24 protein-coding genes and 1 rRNA gene are annotated in these 24895 nt (G+C 33.6%); 14 read left to right on the forward strand and 11 right to left on the reverse strand.

What is annotated here, in order from left to right; genetic code table 11:
- Window positions 1-89, forward strand: a 5S ribosomal RNA gene (gene rrf, locus LQ686_RS03080); the annotation flags it as partial.
- 208 nt (window positions 90-297) lie between these two features.
- Here rrf and ilvA read toward each other — a convergent pair.
- The 9 genes from ilvA to ilvD are packed head-to-tail and all read right to left on the reverse strand — an operon-like array spanning window position 298 to window position 11131.
- Window positions 298-1563, reverse strand: a complete 1266-nt coding sequence (ilvA, locus tag LQ686_RS03085; RefSeq protein WP_107565879.1) for a threonine ammonia-lyase IlvA — start codon at window positions 1561-1563, stop codon at window positions 298-300.
- Between the two features lie 60 nt (window positions 1564-1623).
- Window positions 1624-2193, reverse strand: a complete 570-nt coding sequence (gene leuD / locus LQ686_RS03090; RefSeq protein WP_025905043.1) for a 3-isopropylmalate dehydratase small subunit — start codon at window positions 2191-2193, stop codon at window positions 1624-1626.
- Window positions 2194-3567, reverse strand: coding sequence for a 3-isopropylmalate dehydratase large subunit (gene leuC, locus LQ686_RS03095; protein ID WP_107565880.1), 1374 nt, complete (start codon window positions 3565-3567; stop codon window positions 2194-2196).
- Between the two features lie 15 nt (window positions 3568-3582).
- Complete coding sequence (leuB, locus tag LQ686_RS03100) at window positions 3583-4623, reverse strand: 3-isopropylmalate dehydrogenase (protein ID WP_239733163.1); 1041 nt, start codon at window positions 4621-4623, stop codon at window positions 3583-3585.
- Window positions 4620-6152: a 2-isopropylmalate synthase gene (locus tag LQ686_RS03105; protein ID WP_103361617.1), complete on the reverse strand. Its 1533-nt coding sequence runs from the start codon at window positions 6150-6152 to the stop codon at window positions 4620-4622. The genes leuB and LQ686_RS03105 overlap by 4 nt, the downstream gene beginning before the upstream one ends.
- Window positions 6153-6181: 29 nt before the next feature.
- Window positions 6182-7189: a ketol-acid reductoisomerase gene (gene ilvC / locus LQ686_RS03110; protein ID WP_025905047.1), complete on the reverse strand. Its 1008-nt coding sequence runs from the start codon at window positions 7187-7189 to the stop codon at window positions 6182-6184.
- A 34-nt stretch (window positions 7190-7223) separates the two neighbouring features.
- A complete protein-coding gene (gene ilvN / locus LQ686_RS03115) occupies window positions 7224-7697 on the reverse strand; it encodes an acetolactate synthase small subunit (RefSeq protein WP_025905048.1) in 474 nt (157 codons plus the stop codon).
- On the reverse strand, window positions 7697-9430 hold the full coding sequence (gene ilvB / locus LQ686_RS03120; RefSeq protein WP_103361616.1) for a biosynthetic-type acetolactate synthase large subunit: 1734 nt from the start codon (window positions 9428-9430) through the stop codon (window positions 7697-7699). Before ilvB ends, ilvN begins: the two co-directional genes overlap by 1 nt.
- 12 nt (window positions 9431-9442) lie before the next feature.
- Entirely contained in the window at window positions 9443-11131 is a 1689-nt protein-coding gene (ilvD, locus tag LQ686_RS03125) for a dihydroxy-acid dehydratase (RefSeq protein WP_025905050.1), read from the reverse strand.
- Window positions 11132-11579: 448 nt separating this feature from the next.
- Between ilvD and tsaE the strand changes: the two genes are divergently transcribed.
- From tsaE to LQ686_RS03150, 5 genes are all read left to right on the forward strand, one after another.
- Window positions 11580-12038, forward strand: coding sequence for a tRNA (adenosine(37)-N6)-threonylcarbamoyltransferase complex ATPase subunit type 1 TsaE (gene tsaE / locus LQ686_RS03130; protein WP_025905051.1), 459 nt, complete (start codon window positions 11580-11582; stop codon window positions 12036-12038).
- Window positions 12019-12684 carry a tRNA (adenosine(37)-N6)-threonylcarbamoyltransferase complex dimerization subunit type 1 TsaB gene (gene tsaB / locus LQ686_RS03135; RefSeq protein ID WP_103361621.1) on the forward strand — a complete coding sequence of 222 codons (666 nt, stop codon included), beginning with the start codon at window positions 12019-12021 and terminating at the stop codon, window positions 12682-12684. The genes tsaE and tsaB overlap by 20 nt, the downstream gene beginning before the upstream one ends.
- Window positions 12657-13124 (forward strand): ribosomal protein S18-alanine N-acetyltransferase, encoded by a 468-nt coding sequence (gene rimI / locus LQ686_RS03140; protein ID WP_049320460.1) that lies wholly within the window; start codon window positions 12657-12659, stop codon window positions 13122-13124. The genes tsaB and rimI overlap by 28 nt, the downstream gene beginning before the upstream one ends.
- Window positions 13117-14130 carry a tRNA (adenosine(37)-N6)-threonylcarbamoyltransferase complex transferase subunit TsaD gene (gene tsaD, locus LQ686_RS03145; RefSeq protein WP_107590632.1) on the forward strand — a complete coding sequence of 338 codons (1014 nt, stop codon included), beginning with the start codon at window positions 13117-13119 and terminating at the stop codon, window positions 14128-14130. The genes rimI and tsaD overlap by 8 nt, the downstream gene beginning before the upstream one ends.
- Window positions 14131-14206: 76 nt before the next feature.
- Window positions 14207-14635, forward strand: coding sequence for a VOC family protein (locus LQ686_RS03150; RefSeq protein WP_048540591.1), 429 nt, complete (start codon window positions 14207-14209; stop codon window positions 14633-14635).
- 36 nt (window positions 14636-14671) lie between these two features.
- Here LQ686_RS03150 and LQ686_RS03155 read toward each other — a convergent pair whose 3' ends face one another.
- Both LQ686_RS03155 and LQ686_RS03160 read right to left on the reverse strand, forming a co-directional pair.
- On the reverse strand, window positions 14672-14815 hold the full coding sequence (locus LQ686_RS03155; protein ID WP_164961626.1) for a hypothetical protein: 144 nt from the start codon (window positions 14813-14815) through the stop codon (window positions 14672-14674).
- Between the two features lie 503 nt (window positions 14816-15318).
- Window positions 15319-17241 carry an ABC-F family ATP-binding cassette domain-containing protein gene (locus tag LQ686_RS03160; protein ID WP_103361777.1) on the reverse strand — a complete coding sequence of 641 codons (1923 nt, stop codon included), beginning with the start codon at window positions 17239-17241 and terminating at the stop codon, window positions 15319-15321.
- A 162-nt stretch (window positions 17242-17403) separates the two neighbouring features.
- Here LQ686_RS03160 and LQ686_RS03165 point away from each other — a divergent pair, with 162 nt between their 5' ends.
- The 8 genes from LQ686_RS03165 (at window position 17404) to LQ686_RS03200 (ending at window position 24511) form a co-directional block, all read left to right on the forward strand.
- On the forward strand, window positions 17404-18036 hold the full coding sequence (locus LQ686_RS03165; RefSeq protein ID WP_025905057.1) for a redox-sensing transcriptional repressor Rex: 633 nt from the start codon (window positions 17404-17406) through the stop codon (window positions 18034-18036).
- Window positions 18037-18047: 11 nt separating this feature from the next.
- Entirely contained in the window at window positions 18048-18272 is a 225-nt protein-coding gene (locus LQ686_RS03170; RefSeq protein WP_048540593.1) for a twin-arginine translocase TatA/TatE family subunit, read from the forward strand.
- A gap of 74 nt (window positions 18273-18346) precedes the next feature.
- Window positions 18347-19126 carry a twin-arginine translocase subunit TatC gene (gene tatC / locus LQ686_RS03175; protein ID WP_103361776.1) on the forward strand — a complete coding sequence of 260 codons (780 nt, stop codon included), beginning with the start codon at window positions 18347-18349 and terminating at the stop codon, window positions 19124-19126.
- Between the two features lie 125 nt (window positions 19127-19251).
- On the forward strand, window positions 19252-20319 hold the full coding sequence (locus LQ686_RS03180; protein WP_103360809.1) for a YeeE/YedE family protein: 1068 nt from the start codon (window positions 19252-19254) through the stop codon (window positions 20317-20319).
- Between the two features lie 18 nt (window positions 20320-20337).
- Window positions 20338-20562 carry a sulfurtransferase TusA family protein gene (locus tag LQ686_RS03185; protein ID WP_025905061.1) on the forward strand — a complete coding sequence of 75 codons (225 nt, stop codon included), beginning with the start codon at window positions 20338-20340 and terminating at the stop codon, window positions 20560-20562.
- 126 nt (window positions 20563-20688) lie between these two features.
- Window positions 20689-21642, forward strand: a complete 954-nt coding sequence (locus LQ686_RS03190; protein ID WP_103360810.1) for a LacI family DNA-binding transcriptional regulator — start codon at window positions 20689-20691, stop codon at window positions 21640-21642.
- A 67-nt stretch (window positions 21643-21709) separates the two neighbouring features.
- Window positions 21710-23191, forward strand: coding sequence for a glycoside hydrolase family 32 protein (locus LQ686_RS03195; RefSeq protein ID WP_107590631.1), 1482 nt, complete (start codon window positions 21710-21712; stop codon window positions 23189-23191).
- Between the two features lie 189 nt (window positions 23192-23380).
- Window positions 23381-24511: an SdrH family protein gene (locus LQ686_RS03200; protein WP_103360812.1), complete on the forward strand. Its 1131-nt coding sequence runs from the start codon at window positions 23381-23383 to the stop codon at window positions 24509-24511.
- Window positions 24512-24895: the final 384 nt, after the last annotated feature.

The following is a 24895-nucleotide window of genomic DNA, read 5'->3' on the forward strand; positions in this document are numbered from 1 at the left end:
ACCTGTTCCCATGCCGAACACAGAAGTTAAGCTCTTTAGCGCCGATGGTAGTTGGGCTTACGTTCCGCGAGAGTAGGACGTTGCCGGGCAAATGTTTATAAATGGATGCGATGAGCCGCACTCGAGACCTGTTAGGTCTCTTTTTTTATGTTTAAATTTAGTTGAAATAAAGTAGAAGATAAAGGGCATGTATACAGTACATAATAAATAAAGATATAACAGGGTTTATATCAAAAAAACATCTCATTTCTTTCTGTAATAAACAGAGAAATGAGATGTTTTAATTTGGTTACGTACTTATATTAGCAATGAATAAAGCATTTTATTCTTATTAATATAGATGTATTTAGGATCAAATTCGCTAACGTTCTTATAAAGTTGGTCTAAATCGTTATGATCTTTAAGTTGAATACCTATAATAACAGAACCAGTATTTTGGCTCGATTTTTTTAAGTATTCAAATTTTGTTATATCATCATTTGGTCCAAGTACTTCGTTAACAAATTCTCTTAATGCCCCTGGTCTTTGTGGGAAGTTAACAATAAAGTAATGTTTCATATCTTCAAATAAAAGTGAGCGTTCCTCAATTTCTTTCATTCGGTTAATATCATTGTTACCACCACTGACAATACAAATAACATTTTTACCTTTAATTTCATTTTTATAATGATTAAGTGCAGTGACACTTAAAGCGCCAGCTGGTTCTGCAATAATAGCTTGTTTAGAGTACATATCTAGGATTGAACTACATACTTCACCTTCATCTACAGCAACAAAGTCATCAACAACATTTTTTGAAATTTCGAATGTTAATTGTCCAACTTTCCCTACTGAAGCGCCATCTACAAATTTATCGATATCCGTTAATGTAACAATTTTATTAGCTTTAACAGATTGAGCCATACTACTTGCTCCAAGTGGTTCTACACCAATGACTTGTGTAGTAGGCATTGTATCTTTAAGATAAGTGCCTACTCCTGAAATTAAGCCACCGCCACCAATTGCAGCGAAGCAATAATCAAATTTGATATCTTCTTCTTCTGCATAATCTACTATTTCTTTAGCGATCGTACCTTGACCAGCAATTGTATTAATATTATCAAATGGATCAATAAAGCTTAATCCAAATTGTTCAGTATAATCTAACGCATGTTTTAAGCAATCATCAAAAGTATCGCCAATTAATTCTATTTGTACAAATTCACCACCGAAAAATTTAACTTGATTAATTTTTTGAGCTGGTGTTGTTACTGGCATAAATATAACAGCTTTGATTTCGAGTTGTTTAGCCGTGAATGCGATACCTTGTGCATGATTACCTGCGCTCGCACAACTAACGCCATTTGCTCGTTCTTCGTCTGTTAACTGATTAATTGCATAGTACGCACCTCTTAATTTAAAGGAACGTACCCATTGCAAATCTTCTCTTTTTAAATATACATTACAGTCAAACTTCTGTGATAAATACATATCTTTTTCTAATGGTGTTTGTTTTACTGTATCTTTTAATTTTAAAAATGCTTCTTTTATATCTTCAGCACTTAAACGTGTTTTTAAGGTCATTCTACCACTCCCAATTATCAGCACTTAAACGTGTTTTTAAGGTCATTCTACCACTCCCAATTAGTTGTGCATTTTTTCATATTGGTTGATCTGTTCTTCATAAGTTAATGTAATAGCAATATCATCTAAACCATTAACCAATTTATTCTTCCATGTCGCATCTATATCAAAATGATATTTTGCTTCAGGTGTAATAATAAGTTGGTTAGGTAAATCAATCGTTATTTCACTATGTTGCGCTATTGCTTCTCTGTCTTCTTTATTTTCAATTACAATAGGTAACATACCATTTTTAGTACAGTTCATATAAAATATATCACTAAAACTACCTGCTATAATGATTAAGAATCCAAAGTCTTTTAATGCCCAAGCTGCGTGTTCTCTTGATGAGCCACAACCAAAATTATCACCTGAAATGAGTATGCTTGCACCTTTGTATTCTGGTTTATTTAAGTTGAAATCTGGATTATCAGAGCCATCTTCTAAATAACGCCATTCGTCGAATAAGAAGGGGCCAAAACCAGTTTTAGAAATTCTTTTCAAAAAAGCTTTTGGAATGATTTGATCCGTATCAATATTATCATTGAGTAGGGGAACTGTTTTACCATTAAAAATATTAATTGGTTCCATTTAAATGACCACCTTTCTAGTATCTACAAATCTTCCGTTAATAGCTGCTGCTGCTGCCATTGCAGGAGATACAAGATGCGTTCTTGCGCCTTTACCTTGACGACCTTCAAAGTTACGGTTACTTGTTGAAGCACAGTGAACACCGTTAGGAACTTGGTCAGGGTTCATTCCTAGACACATTGAACATCCAGGTTCACGCCAATCAAATCCTGCTTCTTTGAAAATTTTATCTAGACCAAGCGCTTCTGCTTGAAGTTTAACACTTCTAGATCCAGGAACGACTATTGCTGTAATATCTTGATGGACTTTATGACCATCTACAATTTTACTTGCTTCAATAAGATCTGAAAGTCTTGCATTTGTACAAGAACCAAGGAAAACATAACCTAGAGGAATATCTCTAGCAGTTTGACCTGGTTGAAGGCCCATGTAATTATAGGCTCTTTCATCATTTAAATCTTTAATTTCTGGGAATGGCGTATTAAAACTAACACCCATTTCAGGACTTGTACCCCAAGTTACTTGTGGTTCAAGATCACTTACGTCTACAGTAATTACTTTATCGTAAGTAGCATCTTCATCTGAATACAAAGTTTTCCAATCTTCAATAGCTGCTTCAAAGTTCTCTGGTTGATATTTACGTCCTCTTACATATTCAAAAGTTGTTTCATCTGGCTTCATCATGCCATATTTAGCACCAGCTTCGATTGCCATATTACAAATTGTCATTCGCTCATCCATTGTCATATTAGAAATAGCTTCACCAGCGAATTCTAAAGCGTAACCAGTACCAAAATCAACTCCGTGTTGATTGATTAAGTATAGGATAATATCTTTAGCATAAACACCAGTTGGCAATGTACCATCAACTTGAATTTTCAAGTTCTTTGGTTTAGTTTGCCATAGTGTTTGAGTTGCAAAAACATGTTCGACTTCACTTGTACCTATACCAAAAGCAATAGCTCCAAATGCACCATGCGTTGCAGTATGTGAATCTCCACATACGATAGTTTTACCTGGTTGTGTTAAACCTGTTTCTGGGCCAACCATATGCACGATACCTTGTTCATCTGAACCCATATCAAATAACTTTACACCAAATGCTTCACAGTTTTTTTGCAAAGCACTAATTTGTTTATTAGCAATTTCATCTCTAATATTGAATATATCAACTGTAGGTACATTATGATCCAATGTTCCAAACGTTCGATCGGGACGTCTTACTGTCCTATTTTGTAATCTTAAGCCTTCGAATGCTTGAGGAGATGTAACTTCATGAATAAGGTGTAAGTCGATGTATAATAATTGGGGTTCACCTTCTTTACCAGCTATTATATGTCGATTCCATACTTTATCAAATAATGTTTGAGACATGTCGTTTTCCTCCTTCTAAATATTATTTTTGATTGCTTCGAAGACTTCAGATGTACTGTTATTTCCACCTAAATCTGTAGTTGCAATACCTTTCTTGATTGTGCTAAATACGATATCTTCTAAATACTGAGCGCATTCAGGTTGATGTAAACTTTCTCTAATACACATTGCTAATGATAGTAACATACCACTTGGGTTTGCTTTATTTTGACCGGCTATATCAGGTGCAGAACCGTGTATTGGTTCATATAAACTTGGTCCATTCTCACCAAAACTTGCAGAAGGTGAAAGGCCAAGTGATCCTGGAATAACTGAAGCTTCATCACTAAGAATATCTCCAAATAAATTTTCAGTTACAATAACATCAAACTGTTTAGGATTTGTAATTAAATGCATGCTACATGCGTCTACTAAGAGATGATTTAGTGTAACATCTGGATATTCTTTAGAAACTTGTTCTAATGTTTGTCTCCAAAGTTTAGAAGAGCTTAGTACATTTTCTTTATCTACTGATGTAACGGTTTTATTTCGTTTAGTAGCTAGCTGAAATGCAACGTGTGCGATTCTTGTAATTTCTTCTTTAGTATATGCAAGTGTGTCAATTGCTTTTTCATAATCAAAATATTTTGGTTCTCCAAAATATAAACCGCCTGTTAATTCACGTACAATTATAAAATCAGTACCTTTGACGAGTTCTTCTTTTAATGGTGATAAATGTGCAGTTGATTCAGTAACAATTGTTGGTCTAATGTTAGCAAATAATTTCAATGCTTTTCTAATACCTAATAGGCCGTGTTCTGGTCTATTTTTTGGATCAGTCCATTTAGGACCACCAACGGCTCCTAATAATATTGCATCACTGTTTTGACAAGCAGTTAGAGTTTCTGGAGGTAAAGGCTCGCCATGTTTATCGATGGCGATACCTCCAAAATCTTTAGTGTCTATTTCATAATCAAAATTAAATTTCTTTGATAATAATTCTAGTATTTCAATACTACCTTCTAAAATTTCTGGACCGATTCCATCACCGGGTAGGGCAGTGATTTTGTATGTCATGACTTTACGCCTTCTTTCAATTTGTTCTCACTGTGTTTAGCATGTGCTTCAACATATGCCTTACAAGAAGCATATAGGATATCGTAGTCAATACCGATACCTGTATATACTTCGTCTTCAAATTCTACTTGAACGTGTACTTCAGCTTGAGCATCCGTACCTTCTGTAATAGATTCAATTCGATATTGTTGTAATTCAGGTGTGTAATCAAAAATTCTATCAATTGCATTATAAATTGATGTAATTGAACCTGAACCAATAGATGAGTCTTTATAAGTATTTCCTTCTTTATCTTCAATAACGACAACAGCGCTTTGTAAGCCATTCGATACAAATTGAAGTTGAAGTGCATTTACTTTATAGTATGCATTTTCTTCATGTTCACTACCTTGAAGGATAGCGTGTATATCTCGATCAGTTACTTGTTTTTTCTTATCTGCGACTGATTTGAATTGTTTAAATACTTCCACTTGTTCATCTGGTGAGAGATTATATCCAAGTTCAACTAACTTTTCGCTAAATGCGTGTTTACCAGATAGTTTACCAAGTGGTAATGAATTTTTAACAACACCGACAAGTTGAGGTGTCATAATTTCATAAGTTTCTGGGTTTTTCAAAATACCATCTTGATGAATACCAGATTCATGACTGAAGGCATTTTGACCAACGATCGCTTTGTTTCTAGGGACTCGAAGACCTGAATATCTACTTACCATGTCACTTGTGTTTTTAGTTTCAGCTAGATTGATATTAGTAGATAGGTTGTAATGATCTTGTCTAACGTGTAGTGCAAGTGCAATTTCTTCAAGAGCAGTATTACCAGCACGTTCACCGATACCATTAATTGCACCTTCAACTCTTCGTGCACCATTTTCAAAAGCAGATAGGGCATTTGCTACAGCAAGACCTAAATCATCATGACAATGAGAACTATATATCACTTCATGATCACTTTTAATTGTTTCAATAAGTGTCTTAAAGATTTGACCATATTCTGTAGGATAAGAATAACCAACCGTATCTGGAATATTGATAATATCTGCACCAGCATCAACTGCTGTTTGCACTGCTTTAATTAAAAATGGTAAAGGTGTTCTTGTAGCATCTTCAGGTGAAAATTGAACTTTTTCAAATAATGTTTTTGCATAAGTTACATTTTCAGTAATAGATGCTAATACTTGTTCTTCAGTCATTTTCAATTTATATTCCAAGTGGATAGGGCTAGTTGCTAAGAAAACATGAATTTGTCTATGTTGTGCTTCTTTTGTTGATTCATGTACAGCATCGATATCTGACTTTTTACATCTAGCTAATCCGCAAACTGCAGTTGTTGTTAATGCTTTAGCAATACTTTCTACTGATTTAAAACTACCTTCACTAGAAGCGGGGAAGCCAGCTTCTATTACATCGACTCCCCATTTTTCTAGTTGTATAGCAATTTTGAGGCGTTCATCAAATGAAAAACTGACGCCTGGTGTTTGTTCTCCATCTCTAAGTGTTGTATCAAATATTTGAATATGGTCTGACATAATAATCCTCTCCTTAAATTCTAGTACTTTTATTTAGTTTGAATACTTTTAGCTTTAACGAATGGCATCATGTCACGTAATTCTCTACCTACTGATTCGATTTGATGTCCTTGTTGCTCTTTACGCATTCTTAGGAATTCTTCGAAGCCATTTTCGTTATCTTTAATGAAGCGATCACTGAAAGCTCCTGTTTGAATATCTTTAAGTACTTCTTTCATATTTTCTTTAACATCAGGTGTGATAACACGTTCACCAGATACATAATCTCCAAATTCTGCAGTGTTTGAAATAGAATAACGCATGTTTTCCATTCCGCCTTCATACATTAAATCAACGATTAATTTCATTTCATGTAATACTTCGAAGTAAGCAATTTCTGGTTGGTAGCCAGCTTCAACTAATGTTTCGAAACCAGATTGGATAAGTTTCGTTACACCACCACAAAGTACTGCTTGTTCACCGAATAAATCAGTTTCAGTTTCTTCTTCAAAGCTTGTACCAATAACACCAGCTCTAGTAGCACCGATACCTTTTGCATAACTTAATGCTAATTGAGTTGCTTTGCCTGTAGCATCTTGATATACAGCGTATAGTGCAGGTACAGCACTTCCTTCAGTAAATGTACGTCTAACTAGGTGACCTGGTCCTTTTGGTGCAACTAAGAATACATCTACGTTTGCTGGTGGTTGAATAACTTTAAAGTGAATATTAAATCCATGAGCAAATACTAAAGCATTTCCTTCATCTAAGTTAGGTTCAATTTCTTCTTTATAAACTTGTCCTTGAATTTCATCTGGTAATAGAATCATTACAACGTCAGATTGTTTTACAGCTTCATCTACTGGATATACTTCAAAACCATCTTCTTTAGCTTGATCAAATGATTTACCTGGACGAATACCAATTACAACATCATAACCGTTATCTTTTAAGTTCTGTGCATGTGCATGTCCTTGTGAACCATATCCAACTACTGCGATTTTCTTACCTTGTAATGCGTCCTCTGTTACCGTGTTGTCATAAAATACTTTAGTCATAATAAATGCCTCCATTAATTTGTTTTATTTTGTATTATAGTAATCCTGCAGAACCTGTTCGTGACACTTGTGTCACAGGATATATTTTTAAATCATCCAATAGATTTTCTATTGTTTGATGGGTTCCAATTGCTTGAATATAAATATAATCTTCTAAATCTTTTAAAATGGTTAATTGACCTTCATAAGGCTTAATGATTTTTTCGAACGTTTGATAATCGTCAGGATGTCCTAACTTGATTAAAATAAGTTCTCTATTAAATAGGTTGTTATCTGTAATATCTAGGGCAGATATTACATTTACTTGCTTTTCTAACTGCTTAATAATTGTTTCTGTACTACTTTCATCTGAAACATCCACAATAAATGTAATATTTGTGATGCCCTCTGTTTCAGTAGGCGTTGCAGAAAGAGAAACAATGTTGTATTGTCTCCTTACAAAAATGCTTGTAAGTCGGTTGAGTGTACCCGCTCTATCGAGTACTTGAGTCTTAATTGTTCTTTTCATTATTCAACGCCCTCCATTTTGTAGTTTGGTTGTCCACTTGGAACCATTGGAAGTACTGGTTCAGAAGGGGAAATTCTAATTTCGATTAAGGCTGGGCCTTTATGAGCGAATGCTTCATCAAGTGTAGATTCTAATTTGTCGTTAGAATCGATCATGAAACCTTTAACACCATAGCTTTCAGAAAGCTTCATAAAGTCAGGCTGCCCAGCAAATACTGAATGAGAAAAACGTTGGCTATAAAATTTATCTTGCCATTGTTTAACCATACCTAAAGCACCATTGTTGATTAATACGATTTTGATGTCATTATCAAATTCATTTAAAATGGCCATTTCTTGGTTAGTCATTTGGAAACCACCGTCACCAACAAAGGCAACAACTGTCTTGTCAGGGTGTGCAAACTTGGCACCCATAGCAGCTGGAATACCGAAGCCCATTGTTCCTAAACCACCGCTTGTAATAATTTGACCATGTGTTTTAAATGGATAATATTGTGCAACCCACATTTGATGTTGACCTACGTCAGTTGCAACAAGTGCATCTCCGTTTGTAATCTTTCCGATATACTCAATTGCTTGTTGAGGCTTAATGAAGTCATCAGTTGGTTTGTCGTATCTAAATGGATATGTTGCTTTATTTGATAGACAATGTTCATACCATTCATGATGGATAAGCTCATGAGAATCATATTCTAATAGTGCTTCTAATGTTTGTTTTGCATCGGCAATAATACCTAAATCTGTAGGAATGATTTTGTTAATTTCACATGGATCGATATCTACATGAATAACTTTAGCGTCTTTTGCGAATTCATCTGGGTTACTTGCTAGACGATCATCAAATCGACTTCCAAAGTTAATTAACAAATCACATTCTGTTAATGCCATGTTACTTGCATATGATCCATGCATACCGCCCATACCTAAGAATAATGGGTCAGAGTAGGGGATAGAACCTAATCCAAGCAAAGTGTTTACAACAGGAATTTTGTATTTATTAGCAAATGCTGTAAGTTCCTTTGAAGCTTCAGCGTGGTTAACACCAGCCCCAGCAAGGATAATTGGTTTCTTAGCTAAACGAATCATTTGGATAACTTGTTCAATCTCTTTATCTTCTGGCGTTAAGTTAATATGATATCCAGGTAAATTAAGCTCTCTTGGAGAAACTTCAACTGTTTCTAGAACACCGATATCTTTAGGAAAATCGATTACAACTGGCCCTTTACGACCAGTTGAAGCAATATGAAATGCTTCATCAATAATCTTTGGAATATCTTTTACATCTGTAATTTGATAATTATGCTTTGTAATAGGTGTTGTCATAGAGAGTAAATCCGCTTCTTGGAAAGCATCTTTACCAATACCTGGTCTGTGAACTTGTCCAGTCAGTACAACTAGTGGAATTGAATCACTCATAGCATCAGCTATTCCAGTAATTGTATTAGTTGCGCCAGGTCCACTTGTAACGACTACAACACCAGGTTTACCTGTAACTCTTGCATATCCTTCAGCTGCGTGAACTGCACCTTGCTCGTGTCTCGTAAGAATATGAGGCACTTTACCTTCATAAAAGGCATCATATAAAGGCAAGACAGCACCGCCAGGATATCCAAAGATGTAATCGACTTCTTGATCAATAAAGGATTGGACAAGTAATTCTGCCCCTGTGTAAGTTATTGTCTTTTCTTTAGTTGCTTCATCTGGTTCTTTGTATGATTTAGTAGTTAGTGCCATGCAAATCACTCCTTAAATTAGTTCGTCCGGTACTTTCAAGATGCCTCCTGTATTTGCACTTGTTACAAGGGCAGTGTATCTTGCAAGATAACCAGTCTTAACTTTAGCTTTAAATGGTTCAATGTTTTGTTTTCTAGCATGTAATTCTGCTTCAGAAACATTTACATCTAATGTACGATTCGTTAAATCGATGATGATTTCATCACCGTCTTGGATGAGTCCGATAGGTCCACCCGCGGCAGCTTCTGGTGAAATATGTCCGACAGCGATACCTCTTGTTGCACCAGAGAATCGACCATCTGTAATTAATGCAACATCTTTACCTAAACCTCTACCGACGATAGATGAAGTAGGTGCTAACATTTCTGGCATTCCAGGTCCACCTTTAGGGCCTTCATAACGAATGACAACAACGTGACCTTCTCTAACAGTATGGTTATCAATTGCTTCAACCGCTTCATCATGTGAACTAAAGCAAATCGCTTTACCAACAAATTTCTTGATTGATGGATCAACACCACCAACTTTAATAGCAGCACCATCTGGCGCGATATTTCCAAATAACATTGATAAGCCACCAGTTTCAGAGAATGGATTATCTCTTGTATGGATAACTTCTGTATTTTTAATTTCACGATGTTCGTTATTTTCTCTTAATGTTTTGCCTGTGACTGTAATACGGTCAGGATGTAAAACATTATCGAGTTTGAGTAATTCACCGATGATAGCTGGTACACCGCCTGCTTCATGTACATCATGCATTGAGTATGAAGAACTTGGTGCAATTTTAGATAGGTAAGGTGTACGTTTAGCTATTTCATTTACTCTATTTAAGTCATAATCGATACCAGCTTCATTTGCTAAAGCTAAAGTATGAAGGACTGTATTTGTAGAACCACCCATTGCCATATCTAAAGCAAATGCGTCATCAATTGCATCTTTAGTAATGATGTCTTTAGGTTTAATGTCTTTTTTAACTAAGTCCATTAGTTTAAAGGCTGCTTCTCTAATTAATTCTCTTCTTTCTTCTCCTACAGCAATAGCTGTTCCGTTATAAGGTAATGCTAATCCTAATACTTCCATTAAGCAGTTCATTGAATTTGCTGTAAACATGCCTGCACATGAACCACAAGTAGGGCATGCGTTCTTTTCCATATCTAAGAATTCTTCTTTCGTCATTGAACCACCTTTGAATGATCCAACTGCTTCAAACATCGAAGATAAAGTTAATGCTTTACCTGTTGCAGATAAACCAGCTTTCATTGGGCCACCTGAACAGAAGATAGCTGGTACGTTTGTTCTAACAGATGCTAGTAACATACCAGGTGTAATCTTGTCACAGTTTGGCATGTAGAATACGCCGTCAAACCAGTGTGCGTTAATAACAGTTTCAGCTGCGTCAGCAATAACTTCTCTACTTGGTAATGAGTAGCGCATCCCGATGTGACCCATTGCTATACCATCGTCAACACCGATTGTATTGAATTCAAATGGAATACCACCTGCTTCTCTAATCGCTTCTTTTGCGATATCCGCCAATTCCCTTAAATGAACATGTCCTGGGACAATATCAATGTAAGAATTGCAAATCGCAATAAATGGTTTATTCATATCCGTTGGGCTCTTGATTTGTCCTGTTGCATGTAATAGGCTTCTTGCAGGTGCTTGGTGATCACCTTTTTTGATCATGTCACTTCTCATAATTACACTCCTCTAGAAAAATAAAAAAGCAACGTCCCAATAAATATGGGACGTTGCTTCGAGTCCCATTCAAGTAGAAATAGGACTTAAACCATACAGTAAATTGAAACTTACTGTTGTTCGAGTCCTTCTAAGCGTAATAAAATCACTAATATGCTGTATTCGATTGTCGGTTTATTTGCCGTCATTGTGAATTTCATTACAACTCGTCCTTTCTTCTCAAATGTGAACCATATTTTTAGTTAAGATTTTTGAATAGTTAAAAAATTTATGTACTAAATTTAACGCATATCAGAATACATGTCAACAGAAGATTTAGATTTTTCTAAAAATTTAGATAATGAAAGCGTTTTATTGATAAATGAACCATTCATTACCCAATTAAATAAATATTTGTTATAATAGTTCAGTTAGTTTAAGTAAAGAAAAGGTAGGTGCCAAATTAGTGATTATTCAAGTTGACTCATTAGAAAAAACGCAGCAAATTGCTGAAAAATTAGCTCAAGTTGTAACTGAAAATGATATTATTTTGTTGAATGGAGATTTAGGAGCGGGTAAAACCACTTTTAGCCAATATTTCGGAAAGGCTTTAGGCGTTAAAAGAAACATTAATTCACCTACCTTTAATATAATAAAGTCCTATAAAGGGAGATTGCCTTTTCATCATATGGATTGTTATAGATTAGAAGATAGTGATGAAGATTTAGGATTTGATGAATACTTTAATGATAATGGTGTTACGATAATTGAATGGAGTGAATTCATTCAAGAATATTTACCTAAAGAGCGTTTAGAAATCAACATTAAGTATATTGACGCCGATAAAAGGGTGTTTGAAATAATTTCTAAAGGTGAACATTATAAACAGATAAAGGAAGTGCTAAATGATGACAACATTACTAATTGATACTTCTAATCAACCTTTAGCAGTAGCACTTGTTAAAGATGGAAATGTATTAATCAATTATCAGTCCAATATAAAGAAGAATCATTCATTACAATTAATGCCCGTTATTGAATCGTTAATGGATGAAGCGCAATTAACACCTCAATCATTGTCAGATATAGTCGTTGCCAATGGACCAGGTTCGTATACGGGGTTAAGAATTGGTATTACAACTGCAAAAACGATGGCATATACTTTGGATATTCCTTTATATGAAGTTTCATCTTTAAAGGCATTAGCAGCAACATATAACAACGAAAATGATCTTATTGTACCTTTATTTGATGCTAGAAGAGACCATGTATTTGCTGGTGTTTATCAATATAAGGATGATAAATTAGAAACAATCAAAGAAGATAGTTATATTTCTATTGAAGCATTGAATCAATTTTTAAAATCACAAAATCATCCATATATATTTATTGGTCACGATGTATTAAAGTTACAAGATAAGTTAGAAGGTAGAAGTCTTTCAAAATTACCTGATGCTTCAATAATGTATAACATTAAGGAACAACCGGTGTTAAATGTTCATGAACTAAAACCAAGATATCTAAAATTATCAGAGGCGGAACAAAATTGGAAAAACAATCAAACGAAGCATTAGAAATTAGAAAAATGTCAATTGAAGATGTCCCTCAAGTATACGAAATAGAAAATCATAGTTTTACGCAAAGTTCATGGTCTATTGACGCATTCTATCATGAGTTAGAGAAAAATGAATTTGCGCATTATTTTGTTGTATCTATAGGTGAAGAAATCATTGCATATTGTGGATTGTGGTTAGTTATTGATCAAGCACAAATTACGACAATATCTGTTGCCGAGCAATATAGAGGTAATGGAATAGGACAAATGTTATTAGAATATGCGATGACTTTTGCTAGTGCAACTTGTACAACGATGAGCTTAGAAGTAAGAGTGGATAATGAAGCGGCGAGACATGTTTATGAGAAAGCTGGCTTTACGTATGGTGGCGTTAGGAAAAATTATTATGGTGATGGAGAGGATGCTAAAGTGATGTGGGTGAGTCTAAAAAATGTCTGAATCAATTATATTAAGTATAGAAACAAGTTGTGATGAAACAGCAGCAAGTGTCATAAAAAACGGCAATGAAATTATCAGTAATGAAGTTGTAACACAAATGATGACACATAAAAAATTTGGCGGTGTAGTACCAGAAGTAGCGAGTCGTCAACACGTTGAAGTTATGACAACAGTGATTGATGAAGCTTTGAAAAATGCAAATATGCAAATGGATGACATTGATGCAATAGCTGTAACAGAAGGTCCAGGATTAATTGGTGCTTTACTTGTCGGTGTTGCAAGTGCTAAAGCTTTAGCATTTAGTCATCAAAAGCCACTTATTCCAGTTCATCATATTGCAGGGCATATTTATGCTAATCATCTCGTTAAACCATTAGAATTTCCTTTAATTGCATTAATAGTTTCTGGTGGACATACAGAACTGATTTACATGAAAAATCATTTAGATTTTGAAGTTATAGGTGAAACGCGTGATGATGCAGTCGGTGAAGCATATGACAAAGTTGCTAGAACAATAGATTTACCATATCCAGGAGGTCCTGAAGTTGATAGACTTGCACAAATCGGTCAAGATACTTTGAATTTCCCTAGAGTATGGTTAGAGAAAGACAGTTATGATTTCAGTTTCAGTGGGTTGAAAAGTGCGGTTATTAATACATTGCATAATAAAAAGCAAAAAAATGAAGAAATCATTAAAGAAGATGTTGCGACTAGTTTCCAAAATAGTGTTGTTGAAGTACTTGTCGGCAAAACAATGGCCGCAGTTAAAGACTATGATGTTCAACATTTAATTGTAGCTGGTGGTGTAGCTGCGAATAAAGGTTTGCGTCATGCACTTGAACAAGAATCAAACAAATTAGGAATAGATCTTAGTATTCCACCATTAAATTTATGTACAGATAATGCTGCCATGATAGGGTCAGTAGCTCATTTCTTATATGAAAATAACCGCTTTTCAAATATGAAATTAAACGGTAAAAGTTCTCTAGATATTGAAGCATTTTAATATACAATAATTTGTAATATTGCACTATAGACGTTATACTCAATATGATATAAAAAGATTGAGGAGTCGTTGTAAAGTGGAAGTGAATACTTATTTTAATTTTAAAAATAGTATTGAAGCATTAAAGTTCTACGAAGAAAAATTAGGTGCAACGGATATTATGAGAGTTCCGGGTAACCATGAGATGTTTAAAGATGCACCTGATGAATTTAAATTGCCCGAATCTTTTACAATGAACGCGAGCTTTAACTTATTAGGGAAGACATTTTTATGTAGTGACACTTGGCAAAATAAAGATATTAATAACGAAGGCGCTCAAGCATGTTTTCAGTTTAATTATAACGATGAAGAAGATAGAGCAGCTGTCATCGAATTGTTTAAGAAAGCAGAAGAAGCGGGTTGTAAAATTGATATGCCTTTAAACGAGGTAGAGTGGTCACCACTCTTTGGTTCATTCCAAGATCCATTTGGTGTAACTTGGATGGTAAATGCATATACAGAATAGGATAAAAGGACGTTCAAAAATTTTGAACGTCCTTTTTTATTTGCGTGCGTATTTGCCTTCACTATTCGTATAGTCAGTATAATCTTTTATACGTTGATCATATTCTTCTTTAGTTATAATTTTATGTTTCAATAGTTCCTTAGCTTTCGTTGTATAATTTTCAATGTTAGATTGTTTCATAAATCATCATCCCTTCTGAAGCATACACAAGACCAATTAATCAATGAAATTTAACTCTAAGCACATCATTAACTTCAAAATTAAAGTAGAATTTATAACTAAAGTCTATAAACAAGAAAATTGGTTACATAAATTATAAGTCTTAATTGATATTAAATCTAGCCTAATTGATAAATATATTAATATTTTAGTCATTTCAACATTTAGAATTTAAAATATTTACAAAAAATACATGAAGGTCACCTATTCATCATAAAGTCAATACAGAACATTTGTACTTGTGCACAAGTTAACCACATTTTGTGGATAACATTAGTATAAGTTTTTAAATATTTGTGGATAAAATAGTTGATTCAGATCGATATTTTACATTTTACTTGTGGATAACTAGGATAACTTTGTGGATTACTTGAAAAATAAGACTTTTTGATGTGTATAAAGATGTGCTTAATTATTTCAGAAAAAAACGACTGAGGTGTAAAATTTACCTCAGTCGTTTTTCGTTAATTTAACTTACTTTCAAGTTCTTCCCATTTTTCCATATTTTCTTCGAGCAAACGTTCTGCTTCAACTCGTAAGTTATTGATTTCATTACTTTTTTCAATATCATTAAATATCTCTGGTAACGTAAGTTGATGTTCATAGTCAGAGATTTGTTCTTCATATGTTGAAATATTATTTTCGATTTCTTCTAACTGTCTTTCGAGTTTACGCTTTTCTTTTTTTAGTTGTTTTTGATTTGCGTAATATTGATCGTCTTTAGGCGTTTCAGTAGATTGGATGTCTTCTTGTTCATAACGACTAATAGCCTCACGTTGTTCTAGCTTTTCTAAATAATATTGGTAATCTCCTCTAAATAATTCATTTCCACTTTGTGTGATGTGGAAAATATTATTTGCTAGTTCGTTAATAAAATAACGGTCATGAGATACAAAGAGTAATGTACCTTCAAAATTTTGCAAAGCTTGTTCCAGCATTTCTTTAGAATCGATATCTAAGTGGTTGGTAGGTTCATCTAGAATGAGTACATTGTTTTTTTCTAACATGAGCAAAGCGAGTTGAAGTCTGGCTTTTTCTCCACCTGATAAATCATTGATGACTTTTTTTACTTCTTCTTGAGTAAATAAAAATCTACCTAAAATCGTTCTAATATCTTTCTCAGGCATATGTGCATACTGATTCCAAACATAGTCTAAGATTGTCATATTAGAAGTGAATTCTGCTTGTTTTTGGTCGTAATAACCGATTTGAATATTGGAACCATAAACAATATTACCACCTAAAGCAGGTATTTTTTGAGCAATTGTTTTGATTAACGTAGATTTACCAATACCATTTGGACCAATTATCGCAATACGATCATGTCGTTTAACTTCTAAGTTGATAGGTGGTGTAATGCTTTTAGAATAACCAATATCTAAATTTTGAACTTTAAGTACATCTTCACCTGTAGCTCTGTTTATTTCGAAATTTATTTGTGCACTTTTAGCATCAAGTCTCGGCTTTTCGATTCTTTCCATTCTTTCTAATACTTTACGACGACTTTTTGCCATGCCACTTGTCGAAGCACGTGTAATATTTTTTTCGACAAATGTTTCTAATTTTTTAATTTCACTTTGTTGTCTTTCGTATTCAGCCATGACTTTTTCGTAATGTGCATCTCGTTCTTTTAAGAATTTACTATAATTACCGACATACTTTTTAACAGAACCTAAAGCAACATCATATACTTGATTGACTATTTTATCTAAAAAGTATCTGTCATGACTGATAATAACGATCGCGCCTTTAAAATGTGTTAAATAATTCTCTAGCCATTCAGTTGTTTCCATATCTAAATGGTTCGTAGGTTCATCGAGTAATAGTAAATCAGGTTCACTTAATAACATTTGAGCCATAGATAATCTTGTTTTTTGGCCACCACTAAAGGATTGAATTTGTCTATCAAAGTCAGATTCTTTAAAATCTAAACCTGTTAAAACGGTTTTAATTTTGCTTTCGTAATTATAGCCATCCATTAATTCATATTGATTAGATAACGCTTCGTATTGTGACAATTTTTCTTTATATATATCTTGGTCATATTCATCAGCATGAATACTTAACCAATCTGTTAAAGTTTTCATTTTATCTTCAATATTGATAACGTCTTTAAATGGTTTTTTCATTTCATTCATAACACTGTCATTAGAATCTAATGTCATTTGTTGAGTAAGGTAACCCATCGTAACTTGTTTACCTTTAGAAATATTTCCTTCATCATACGATTCGACACCAGCGATGATTTTCATTAATGTTGTTTTTCCCGCGCCATTTCTTCCGACAATAGCGATTCTTTCACCGGTTTTTACTTCGAAATCTACATCAGAAAAGATAACTTCTCCATCATAAGATTTCTCTAATTTATTTATTTGTAAAAGTATCATGTTTACACCTCTCTATTAGTTATTATTTTACATGAAAACGAGTGATAATTGTATGTAAATCACATACAATATTTATATAGTTATTTTACGTGAAGTTTGTTATAATTAAGCCATTAGATGTGAACGCAATCACATTATTTTATATTGGAAAAGGTGAGGATTTTGGCAAAGAATGATGTGAAGATCCCTAAAGCAACTTTGAAACGTTTGCCTCTTTATTATAGATTTGTTAGCACATTGCATAATTCTGGCGTAGATCGTGTTTCATCGAAAGAATTAAGTGAAGGACTTAAAATTGATTCAGCTACTATTCGTCGAGATTTTTCGTATTTTGGTGAATTAGGTAAAAAGGGTTATGGTTACAATATTAGTTATTTACTTAAATTTTTTAGAACAACACTTGAACAAGATGATATGACTAAAGTCGCAATCGTTGGTGTTGGTAATTTAGGTACTGCACTTGTGAATTATAACTTTACTGTTAATGATAGAATGCAAATTGTAGCTGCTTTTGATCAATCAGAAGATATCATTGGTAGTATGGTTGGTAAATTAACTGTGGATAGTATGGATGATTTTGAAAAGGTAGTTGAAGAAGTAGGTATACAAGTTGTAATATTAACAGTACCACAACAAGCAGCTCAAAAAGTTGCGGATCGTATAACATCTTCGGGTATTACTGGTATTTTGAATTTTACACCTCAAAGAATTAATGTGCCTGAGAAAGTGCAGGTTCATCATATAGATTTAGGAATTGAATTACAATCTTTAATCTTCTTTATGAAGAATCAATAGGAGGGTATCAAATGGAAGCTTTAATGTTTATTAACACACTTGGTATTTCAGGACCAGTCAGTTTATTATTTATAGGGGTAGTTGCATTAATCATATTTGGACCAAAGAAATTACCACAATTCGGTAGAGCAATGGGTTCAACTTTGAAAGAATTTAAAGATGCGACTGATGGCATGACAAACTTTGATGAGAAGAAAAGCACTCCAGAAGATAGCAAAGATAAAGAAGTTAAATAGAATTTTATTTAACAGATGTTCCCATGTATGTGGCGGGTTTCCTGCCACATCTTTTTTAGATTGGAGGTAAGACGGTGGATAAAGACAATTTAACATTTGTCGAACACTTAGAAGAACTTCGTGGACGTATTATGATCATTGCATATTTCCTTGTTGGTGGTCTCATCGTTGGTTTTTTCGTAGCTAAACCCGTTATTTTTTATATAACAAATGATGATTTCACACAAACATTAGAACTCAATGCATTTAGAATAACGGATCCATTAACGATATACATAACAATGATAATTGTGATTGCATTTATCATAGTATCGCCTGTTATTTTATACGAATTATGGGCATTTATATCTCCAGGTTTACATCCTAAAGAACAAAAAGTGACATTAAGTTACATACCATTTAGTTTGATTTTATTTGTAGGTGGTTTATTATTCTCATACTTTGTTATTTTTCCGTATTTAATTTCGTTCACAATGGGATTAGCTGATGATATGGGGATTAAGCAAACTATCGGGATTAAAGAGTACTTTAGTGAAATGTTTAAATTTACAATACCATTCGGATTTGTCTTTCAATTACCAATTTTATTACTATTTTTAACGAGATTAGGTATCGTTACACCGATGTTTTTAAAGAAAAATAGAAAATATGCATATTTTATTTTACTTGTTGTGGCTGCGTTAATCGCACCACCTGACTTTATGACACATATGTTGTTTACTTTACCGATGATTTTACTTTATGAAATCAGCATAATTATTTCAAAAATCGGCTATAAAAAATATTTAAAAGCAGAACAAAAATTAATGGAAGAAGAACTTGGGATGGATGAAGAAGATAAAGAGCAGCTGTAGCTTAATGCTATGGCTGTTTTTTTATTGAATTGTCTGATATTTGTAATCAAATGTTAACTTGAATATGTGTTGTATATGATATATTATTATTCCTATCATTGTAATAGGAATAAGGAGTTGTTTATATGGTTTGGATGATTATAAGTGGACTTATAGTCGGAATATTACTTGGCTTTGTTATGCAAAGAACACGTTTTTGTTTAACAGGCGGGTTTAGAGATATGTATGTACAGAAAAATAATAAAATGTTTTATGCTTTATTAATAGCGATCTCTATTCAAAGTATTGGATTATTTACACTAGTAGGATTAGGCGTATTTAAGTTAGAAGCTGCAACATTTCCATTAGTAGGTACGATATTTGGATCATTTGTATTTGGTATCGGAATTATCTTAGCTGGTGGATGTGCGACTGGGACTTGGTACAGAGCAGGCGAAGGATTAATTGGAAGCTGGATAGCCTTAGTATTATATGGTGTTACAGCAGCAATTATGAAATCTGGACCATTAAACCCTGTTCAAGAAAAAATTAATTCATATAGTGTCGTTAACTCTAATATGGCAGAAACACTTAATGTACCTGTATGGGTATTGATTGCAATTTTAGTGATTGTTACAGTTTATTTTGTGACAAAGACACTAAAAAAACCAAAAGTAGCAATTCCTCAATTAAAACAAAAATATACAGGCATTCGTCATATCTTATTTGAAAAAAGATATCACCCATTTGCAGCTGCTATTGCAGTAGGGATAATAGCTTTAATTGCTTGGCCAATGAGTGCTTCAACAGGAAGAATTGCTGGCCTTGGTATTACAACACCTTCAGCAAATATCGTGCAATACTTAGTTACAGGTGATGCTTCATTAATAAACTGGGGCGTATTTTTAGTACTTGGTATATTTATCGGTTCATATATTGCTGCAAAAGGTTCAAGAGAATTCAAATGGAGAATGCCAGATACTAAGACAATAAGAAACAGTGTTATCGGTGGTGCTTGTATGGGTGTTGGTGCATCATTAGCAGGCGGATGTTCAATCGGTAATGGTTTAGTTTCAACTGCAGCAATGAGTTGGCAAGGTTGGGTTGCTTTACCATCAATGATCGTTGGTGCATGGTTTATGAGTTATTTCATCTTTGTTAAACCTAGAAAAGCAAGACAAACAAAAGCACAAGTAAGTACACAAAGTATTTAATAAAAGGAGTTAATATATATGGTACATGAATTAGGTACAGTAGGAATGGTATGTCCGTTCCCTTTAATAGAAGCGCAAAATAAAATGGATGAATTACAAGTAGGCGAACAATTGAAAATTGATTTTGATTGCACGCAAGCGACAGAAGCACTTCCAAATTGGGCAGCAGAGAATGGCTATCCCGTTACAAATTATGAACAACTTGGAGATGCTTCATGGACAATAACGGTTGAAAAACAATAAATTACATTTAACCTAGAAACAAAGCCAAATGTCTTTGTTTCTAGGTTTTTTTGTTTAAAACTGTATTTTATTTATAAAGAATTGGAAACGGTTTTATGATAGAATAAATGACTGAGAGGTGTATACATGAAGACGATTAAAGATATTGCTAATATGGCAGGTGTTTCTAAAAGTACAGTTTCTAGATATTTAAATGGCGGCTCCATTAGTAAAAGTACAAAAGAAAAAATACATAAAGTAGTAGAAGAAACAGGATATAAACCGAATCAATTTGCACAAAGTTTAAAGGCTAAGAGAACAGGTCTGATCGGTGCAATTGTACCTAGGCTAGATTCCTATGCAACGACTGAAACGTTAAAAGGTATAGAAACAACTTTACTGAAACAAAATGTTCAAACAATGATTGTGAATACAGATTTATCAAAAGATAGAGAAATTGATTCTATTTATATGTTAGCTAAGCGTAAAGTGGATGGCATTATTTTGATGGCAACGAACATTTCTGAAGAACATATGAAAGCAATTGAGTCAGTTGAATGCCCAATTGTTATTGTTGGTCAATCGCATGAATCACTTTTATCGATTGTTCACGATGATTTCCAAGCAGGTAATCAAGTTGCAGAATGGTTATTGAAACATCAAAAGCACAATATTACATATATCGGTGTTTCTGAACATGACATTGCAGTTGGTAAGACGAGAAAAGAAGGCCTGTTTGTCCCACTAAAGGAACAAGGCATCGAACCAACATTTATTGAAAGTAGTTTCAGTATTAAAGATGCACAAATATTGGGTAATGATATTGAGTTGAGAGAAGACGAAGTTATTGTCGCAGCTACGGATAATATAGCTTTAGGTATATACCACACACTTTTAAAAAGAGAAGTTGATATGCCAACAATTATTGGATTTGGTGGAAATAAGATGACAGAAATTGTGGCACCTCATATTGGGACAGTAAAGTTTAACTATTATTTAGCAGGTGAGACAGCAGTTCATGTATTAAATAAAAGTATAAATAACGAAACGGTAGAAAAATTAAATATTATTGAAACACAATTTGAATGGTTAAAAAATTAAGCCTTTCAAGTATGCTAAAATATATATATTATGGAACCCGTCTAAATCGGATGTAAGGAGAATGATAATGGTAAATTGGACACGAGAAGAAAGATATAAAAAATTATCAGACATATCTGATGAAGCATACAATGAATTAATAGATAAAGTAAATGCGTCAAAATGGCGTCAAACTTTTCATATTCAACCAAAAACAGGATTGTTAAATGATCCAAATGGATTGGTTTATCATAATGGTGTTTATCATATATTTCATCAATGGTTTCCGCTTGGTGCAGTACATGGTTTGAAGTATTGGTATCATTATACAAGCAAAGATTTATTAGAATTTAAAGATGAGGGAATCGCTTTAGTGCCTGATACAGAATATGATAGTCACGGTGTATATTCGGGTAGTGCTTTTGATTATAATGGCAAGTTATATTTAATGTATACGGGAAATGTACGTAATGAAAATTGGGATCGTAAATCTGTCCAAATGATTGCTGAACAATTAGAAGATGGTACTTTTAAAAAGTTTGATCAACCAGCTATTCCAAACAAGCCAGAAGGATATACTGAACATTTTAGAGACCCTAAAGTATGGTTTGAGAATGAAAAATACTATGCAATATTTGGTATTCAAAGAGAGAATGAAACAGGTACGGCTGTTATATATGAATCTGAAAATATTCAAGATTGGAACTTTAAAGGCGAAATTGAAACACGACTGCAAAACTTCGGTTATATGTGGGAATGTCCAGATTTATTTAAGTTAAATGATAAAGATGTATTTATCTTTTCACCTCAAGGTATTGAAGCGGAAAATAACCAATTCGAGAACATCTATCAATCTGGTTATTTAATTGGTGATTTTGATATTGATACGTTGAAGTTTGAGCACCAAGAATTTCTTGAATTAGATCAAGGCTTTGACTTTTATGCCCCACAAACATTCTTAGATGAACATGGTGACAGAATTTTAATTGGTTGGATGGGTCTTCCTGAAATAGATTATGCTACAGATGAAGAAGGTTGGGCACATTGTTTAACGATTCCAAGAGTACTCACAATTGAAGATGATAAACTGAAACAAAGACCTATAAAAGCACTTGAAAAATTAAGAACAAATAAAGAAACTGCTGAAGGTTATGCTAATAAACATTCAGTTAAACTCCACCCATATGAAGGTAAACAATTTGAATTAATGATTGAGATACTAGAGAATGAAGCTAGCGAAATATACTTTGATTTAAGAGTTTCTAAAAAATGTTCAACGCAAATTATTTATAATACACGTTCTAAACAACTTACTTTAGATCGATTTGAAAGTGGTATTGTAAGTGAAGCGGTTGAGAAGACAACTCGTACAACAACTTTAGATAATGACTTAAAAGAGTTGAGAATTTATAGCGATACATCTAGTTTAGAAATTTTCGTTAACGATGGTGAAAAAGTATTAACAACGAGAATATTCCCTGATGAAGATGCTGTTAATTTCAGAACTTCTACAGAGTCTGGTCAAGTTTACTTGAAGTTTACGAAATATGACTTACAACTAAATAACTAAACGAATAAAAAACACTTGTTGTTCTGATACAGCAAGTGTTTATTTTAATATCAGTAAATTGTAAGAAATATGAATAAGTTATTACAAAATATTAATTCTGTGTAACATATGGCGTACAAGCATAGAAAACAAAGAAACATTCCTTTATACTTTAACTATTAATTAATGTAGAGGAGGGGAAGAATTTTTATGAAGATATTTAAAAATGCTATGATTTCAACATTACTATTATCTTCTATGGCATTTGGAGTAGCACACGGGAATAATACAGATGCAATAGAAAGCAATGAATCTAGTACAAAAGATACTTCTCCGAACACAACTCAAGAACAATCGAATCAAAATATAGAAGCACAGCAATCCAATAAAACTGATTCAAATAGCAAACAAAATAGTAAAACTGAGGAAACAACTACTGAACCGAAGTCAGAAGAAAATTCAAGCACTGAGGAACAGTCATCAGAAGAACCTACTAGAGATAAAAAGTCTGAACAAAAATCAGATGAACAGCCTAGTAAAGAAGAACCAACAACAGAAGAACCAAGTACAGAGCCGAAATCAGATCAGAAACCAAGTACAGAAGAACCGAAGACTGATGAAAAGCCTAGTACAGAGGAGCCAACAACAGAAGAACCAAGCACGGAAGAACCAAAAACAGATGATAAACCAACTTCAGAGGAACCAACAACAGAAGAGCCAAAGACAGATGATAAACCAACTTCAGAGGAACCATCAACAGAAGAGCCAAGTACTGAACCAAAATCTGGCGAAAAACCGAGCACTGAAGAACCTTCAAGTAATGATAACAATCATCAAGTACCACCACCGAACCAATCCAATAGTGGGAAACCATCTTCTGAAGAACCTAAAACTAATGAACCAAATTCAAATAGCAATAATGATCAAAATGTAAATCAATATAAACCAACAATGCCAGCATATCCTAATACAAATGAAGTAGGGGATGGATATTACAATCCGCAATACACTGATGAAAAAGCGCCTAAATTTATACCTGGCCATTCAGAAGCATATTATAGTAAATTGGATGAAGATGTACTAGCGCTCGTAACAAGTAAAGTTGGTAGTAGACCTGATTTAGCACAACCAAAATTTAAAAAGACTAATAAAACGACAGAAACAACTTCAGTAGATGATGATACTAAAACAGAGACAACTCAAACTACAACAGAAAGTTTTGAAACAACTTCTGACGACAAAGGTGTTTCTAAACCATTCATCATTGGTATTTCAATCGCAATCGTACTAGTATTAGGAGTCATCATATTATTCATAATGCGAAGATTTTCAAAATCATAAATAAAATAAAAGTGAGTCTGGGACAGAAATGTTCTAGACTCTTTTTCATATTTTTAGAAATTGGGAGGCTGAATATTGCAAGTGAGGCGTGATAAGCAATGTTGGAGGACCTTGTATTTATCAAGACTGGACAAACCAGATAAATAAGCGCCTTGTATTTATCAAGACTGCCCAAACAAGATAAATAAGCGCCTTGTATTTATCAAGACTGCCCAAACAAGATAAATAGGAGCTCTGTATTTATCAAGACTGGTGAAACAAGATAGATAGACGCTATCTATGTTGCAAGACATACCAAACAAGCAACATAGAACTCCTGTATATTGCAAGACATACCAAACAAGCAACATAGAACTCCTGTATGTTGCAAGACTCCCTAAACAA

The sequence above is a fragment of the Mammaliicoccus sp. J-M41 genome, from assembly GCF_022385935.1.
GTDB classification, from domain to species: Bacteria; Bacillota; Bacilli; order Staphylococcales; family Staphylococcaceae; genus Mammaliicoccus; species Mammaliicoccus sciuri_A.

Coding starts and splice junctions, on each gene's coding strand:
- ilvA (WP_107565879.1), bottom strand. CDS start 1,563: ATGACCTTAAAAACACGTTTAAGTGCTGAAGATATAAAAGAAGCATTT.
- leuD (WP_025905043.1), bottom strand. CDS start 2,193: ATGGAACCAATTAATATTTTTAATGGTAAAACAGTTCCCCTACTCAAT.
- leuC (WP_107565880.1), bottom strand. CDS start 3,567: ATGTCTCAAACATTATTTGATAAAGTATGGAATCGACATATAATAGCT.
- leuB (WP_239733163.1), bottom strand. CDS start 4,623: ATGACATACAAAATCACTGCCCTACCCGGTGATGGAATCGGTCCAGAA.
- LQ686_RS03105 (WP_103361617.1), bottom strand. CDS start 6,152: ATGTCAGACCATATTCAAATATTTGATACAACACTTAGAGATGGAGAA.
- ilvC (WP_025905047.1), bottom strand. CDS start 7,189: ATGACTAAAGTATTTTATGACAACACGGTAACAGAGGACGCATTACAA.
- ilvN (WP_025905048.1), bottom strand. CDS start 7,697: ATGAAAAGAACAATTAAGACTCAAGTACTCGATAGAGCGGGTACACTC.
- ilvB (WP_103361616.1), bottom strand. CDS start 9,430: ATGGCACTAACTACTAAATCATACAAAGAACCAGATGAAGCAACTAAA.
- ilvD (WP_025905050.1), bottom strand. CDS start 11,131: ATGAGAAGTGACATGATCAAAAAAGGTGATCACCAAGCACCTGCAAGA.
- tsaB (WP_103361621.1), top strand. CDS start 12,019: ATGACAACATTACTAATTGATACTTCTAATCAACCTTTAGCAGTAGCA.
- tsaD (WP_107590632.1), top strand. CDS start 13,117: ATGTCTGAATCAATTATATTAAGTATAGAAACAAGTTGTGATGAAACA.
- LQ686_RS03155 (WP_164961626.1), bottom strand. CDS start 14,815: ATGAAACAATCTAACATTGAAAATTATACAACGAAAGCTAAGGAACTA.
- LQ686_RS03160 (WP_103361777.1), bottom strand. CDS start 17,241: ATGATACTTTTACAAATAAATAAATTAGAGAAATCTTATGATGGAGAA.
- LQ686_RS03170 (WP_048540593.1), top strand. CDS start 18,048: ATGGAAGCTTTAATGTTTATTAACACACTTGGTATTTCAGGACCAGTC.
- LQ686_RS03180 (WP_103360809.1), top strand. CDS start 19,252: ATGGTTTGGATGATTATAAGTGGACTTATAGTCGGAATATTACTTGGC.
- LQ686_RS03185 (WP_025905061.1), top strand. CDS start 20,338: ATGGTACATGAATTAGGTACAGTAGGAATGGTATGTCCGTTCCCTTTA.
- LQ686_RS03190 (WP_103360810.1), top strand. CDS start 20,689: ATGAAGACGATTAAAGATATTGCTAATATGGCAGGTGTTTCTAAAAGT.
- LQ686_RS03195 (WP_107590631.1), top strand. CDS start 21,710: ATGGTAAATTGGACACGAGAAGAAAGATATAAAAAATTATCAGACATA.
- LQ686_RS03200 (WP_103360812.1), top strand. CDS start 23,381: ATGAAGATATTTAAAAATGCTATGATTTCAACATTACTATTATCTTCT.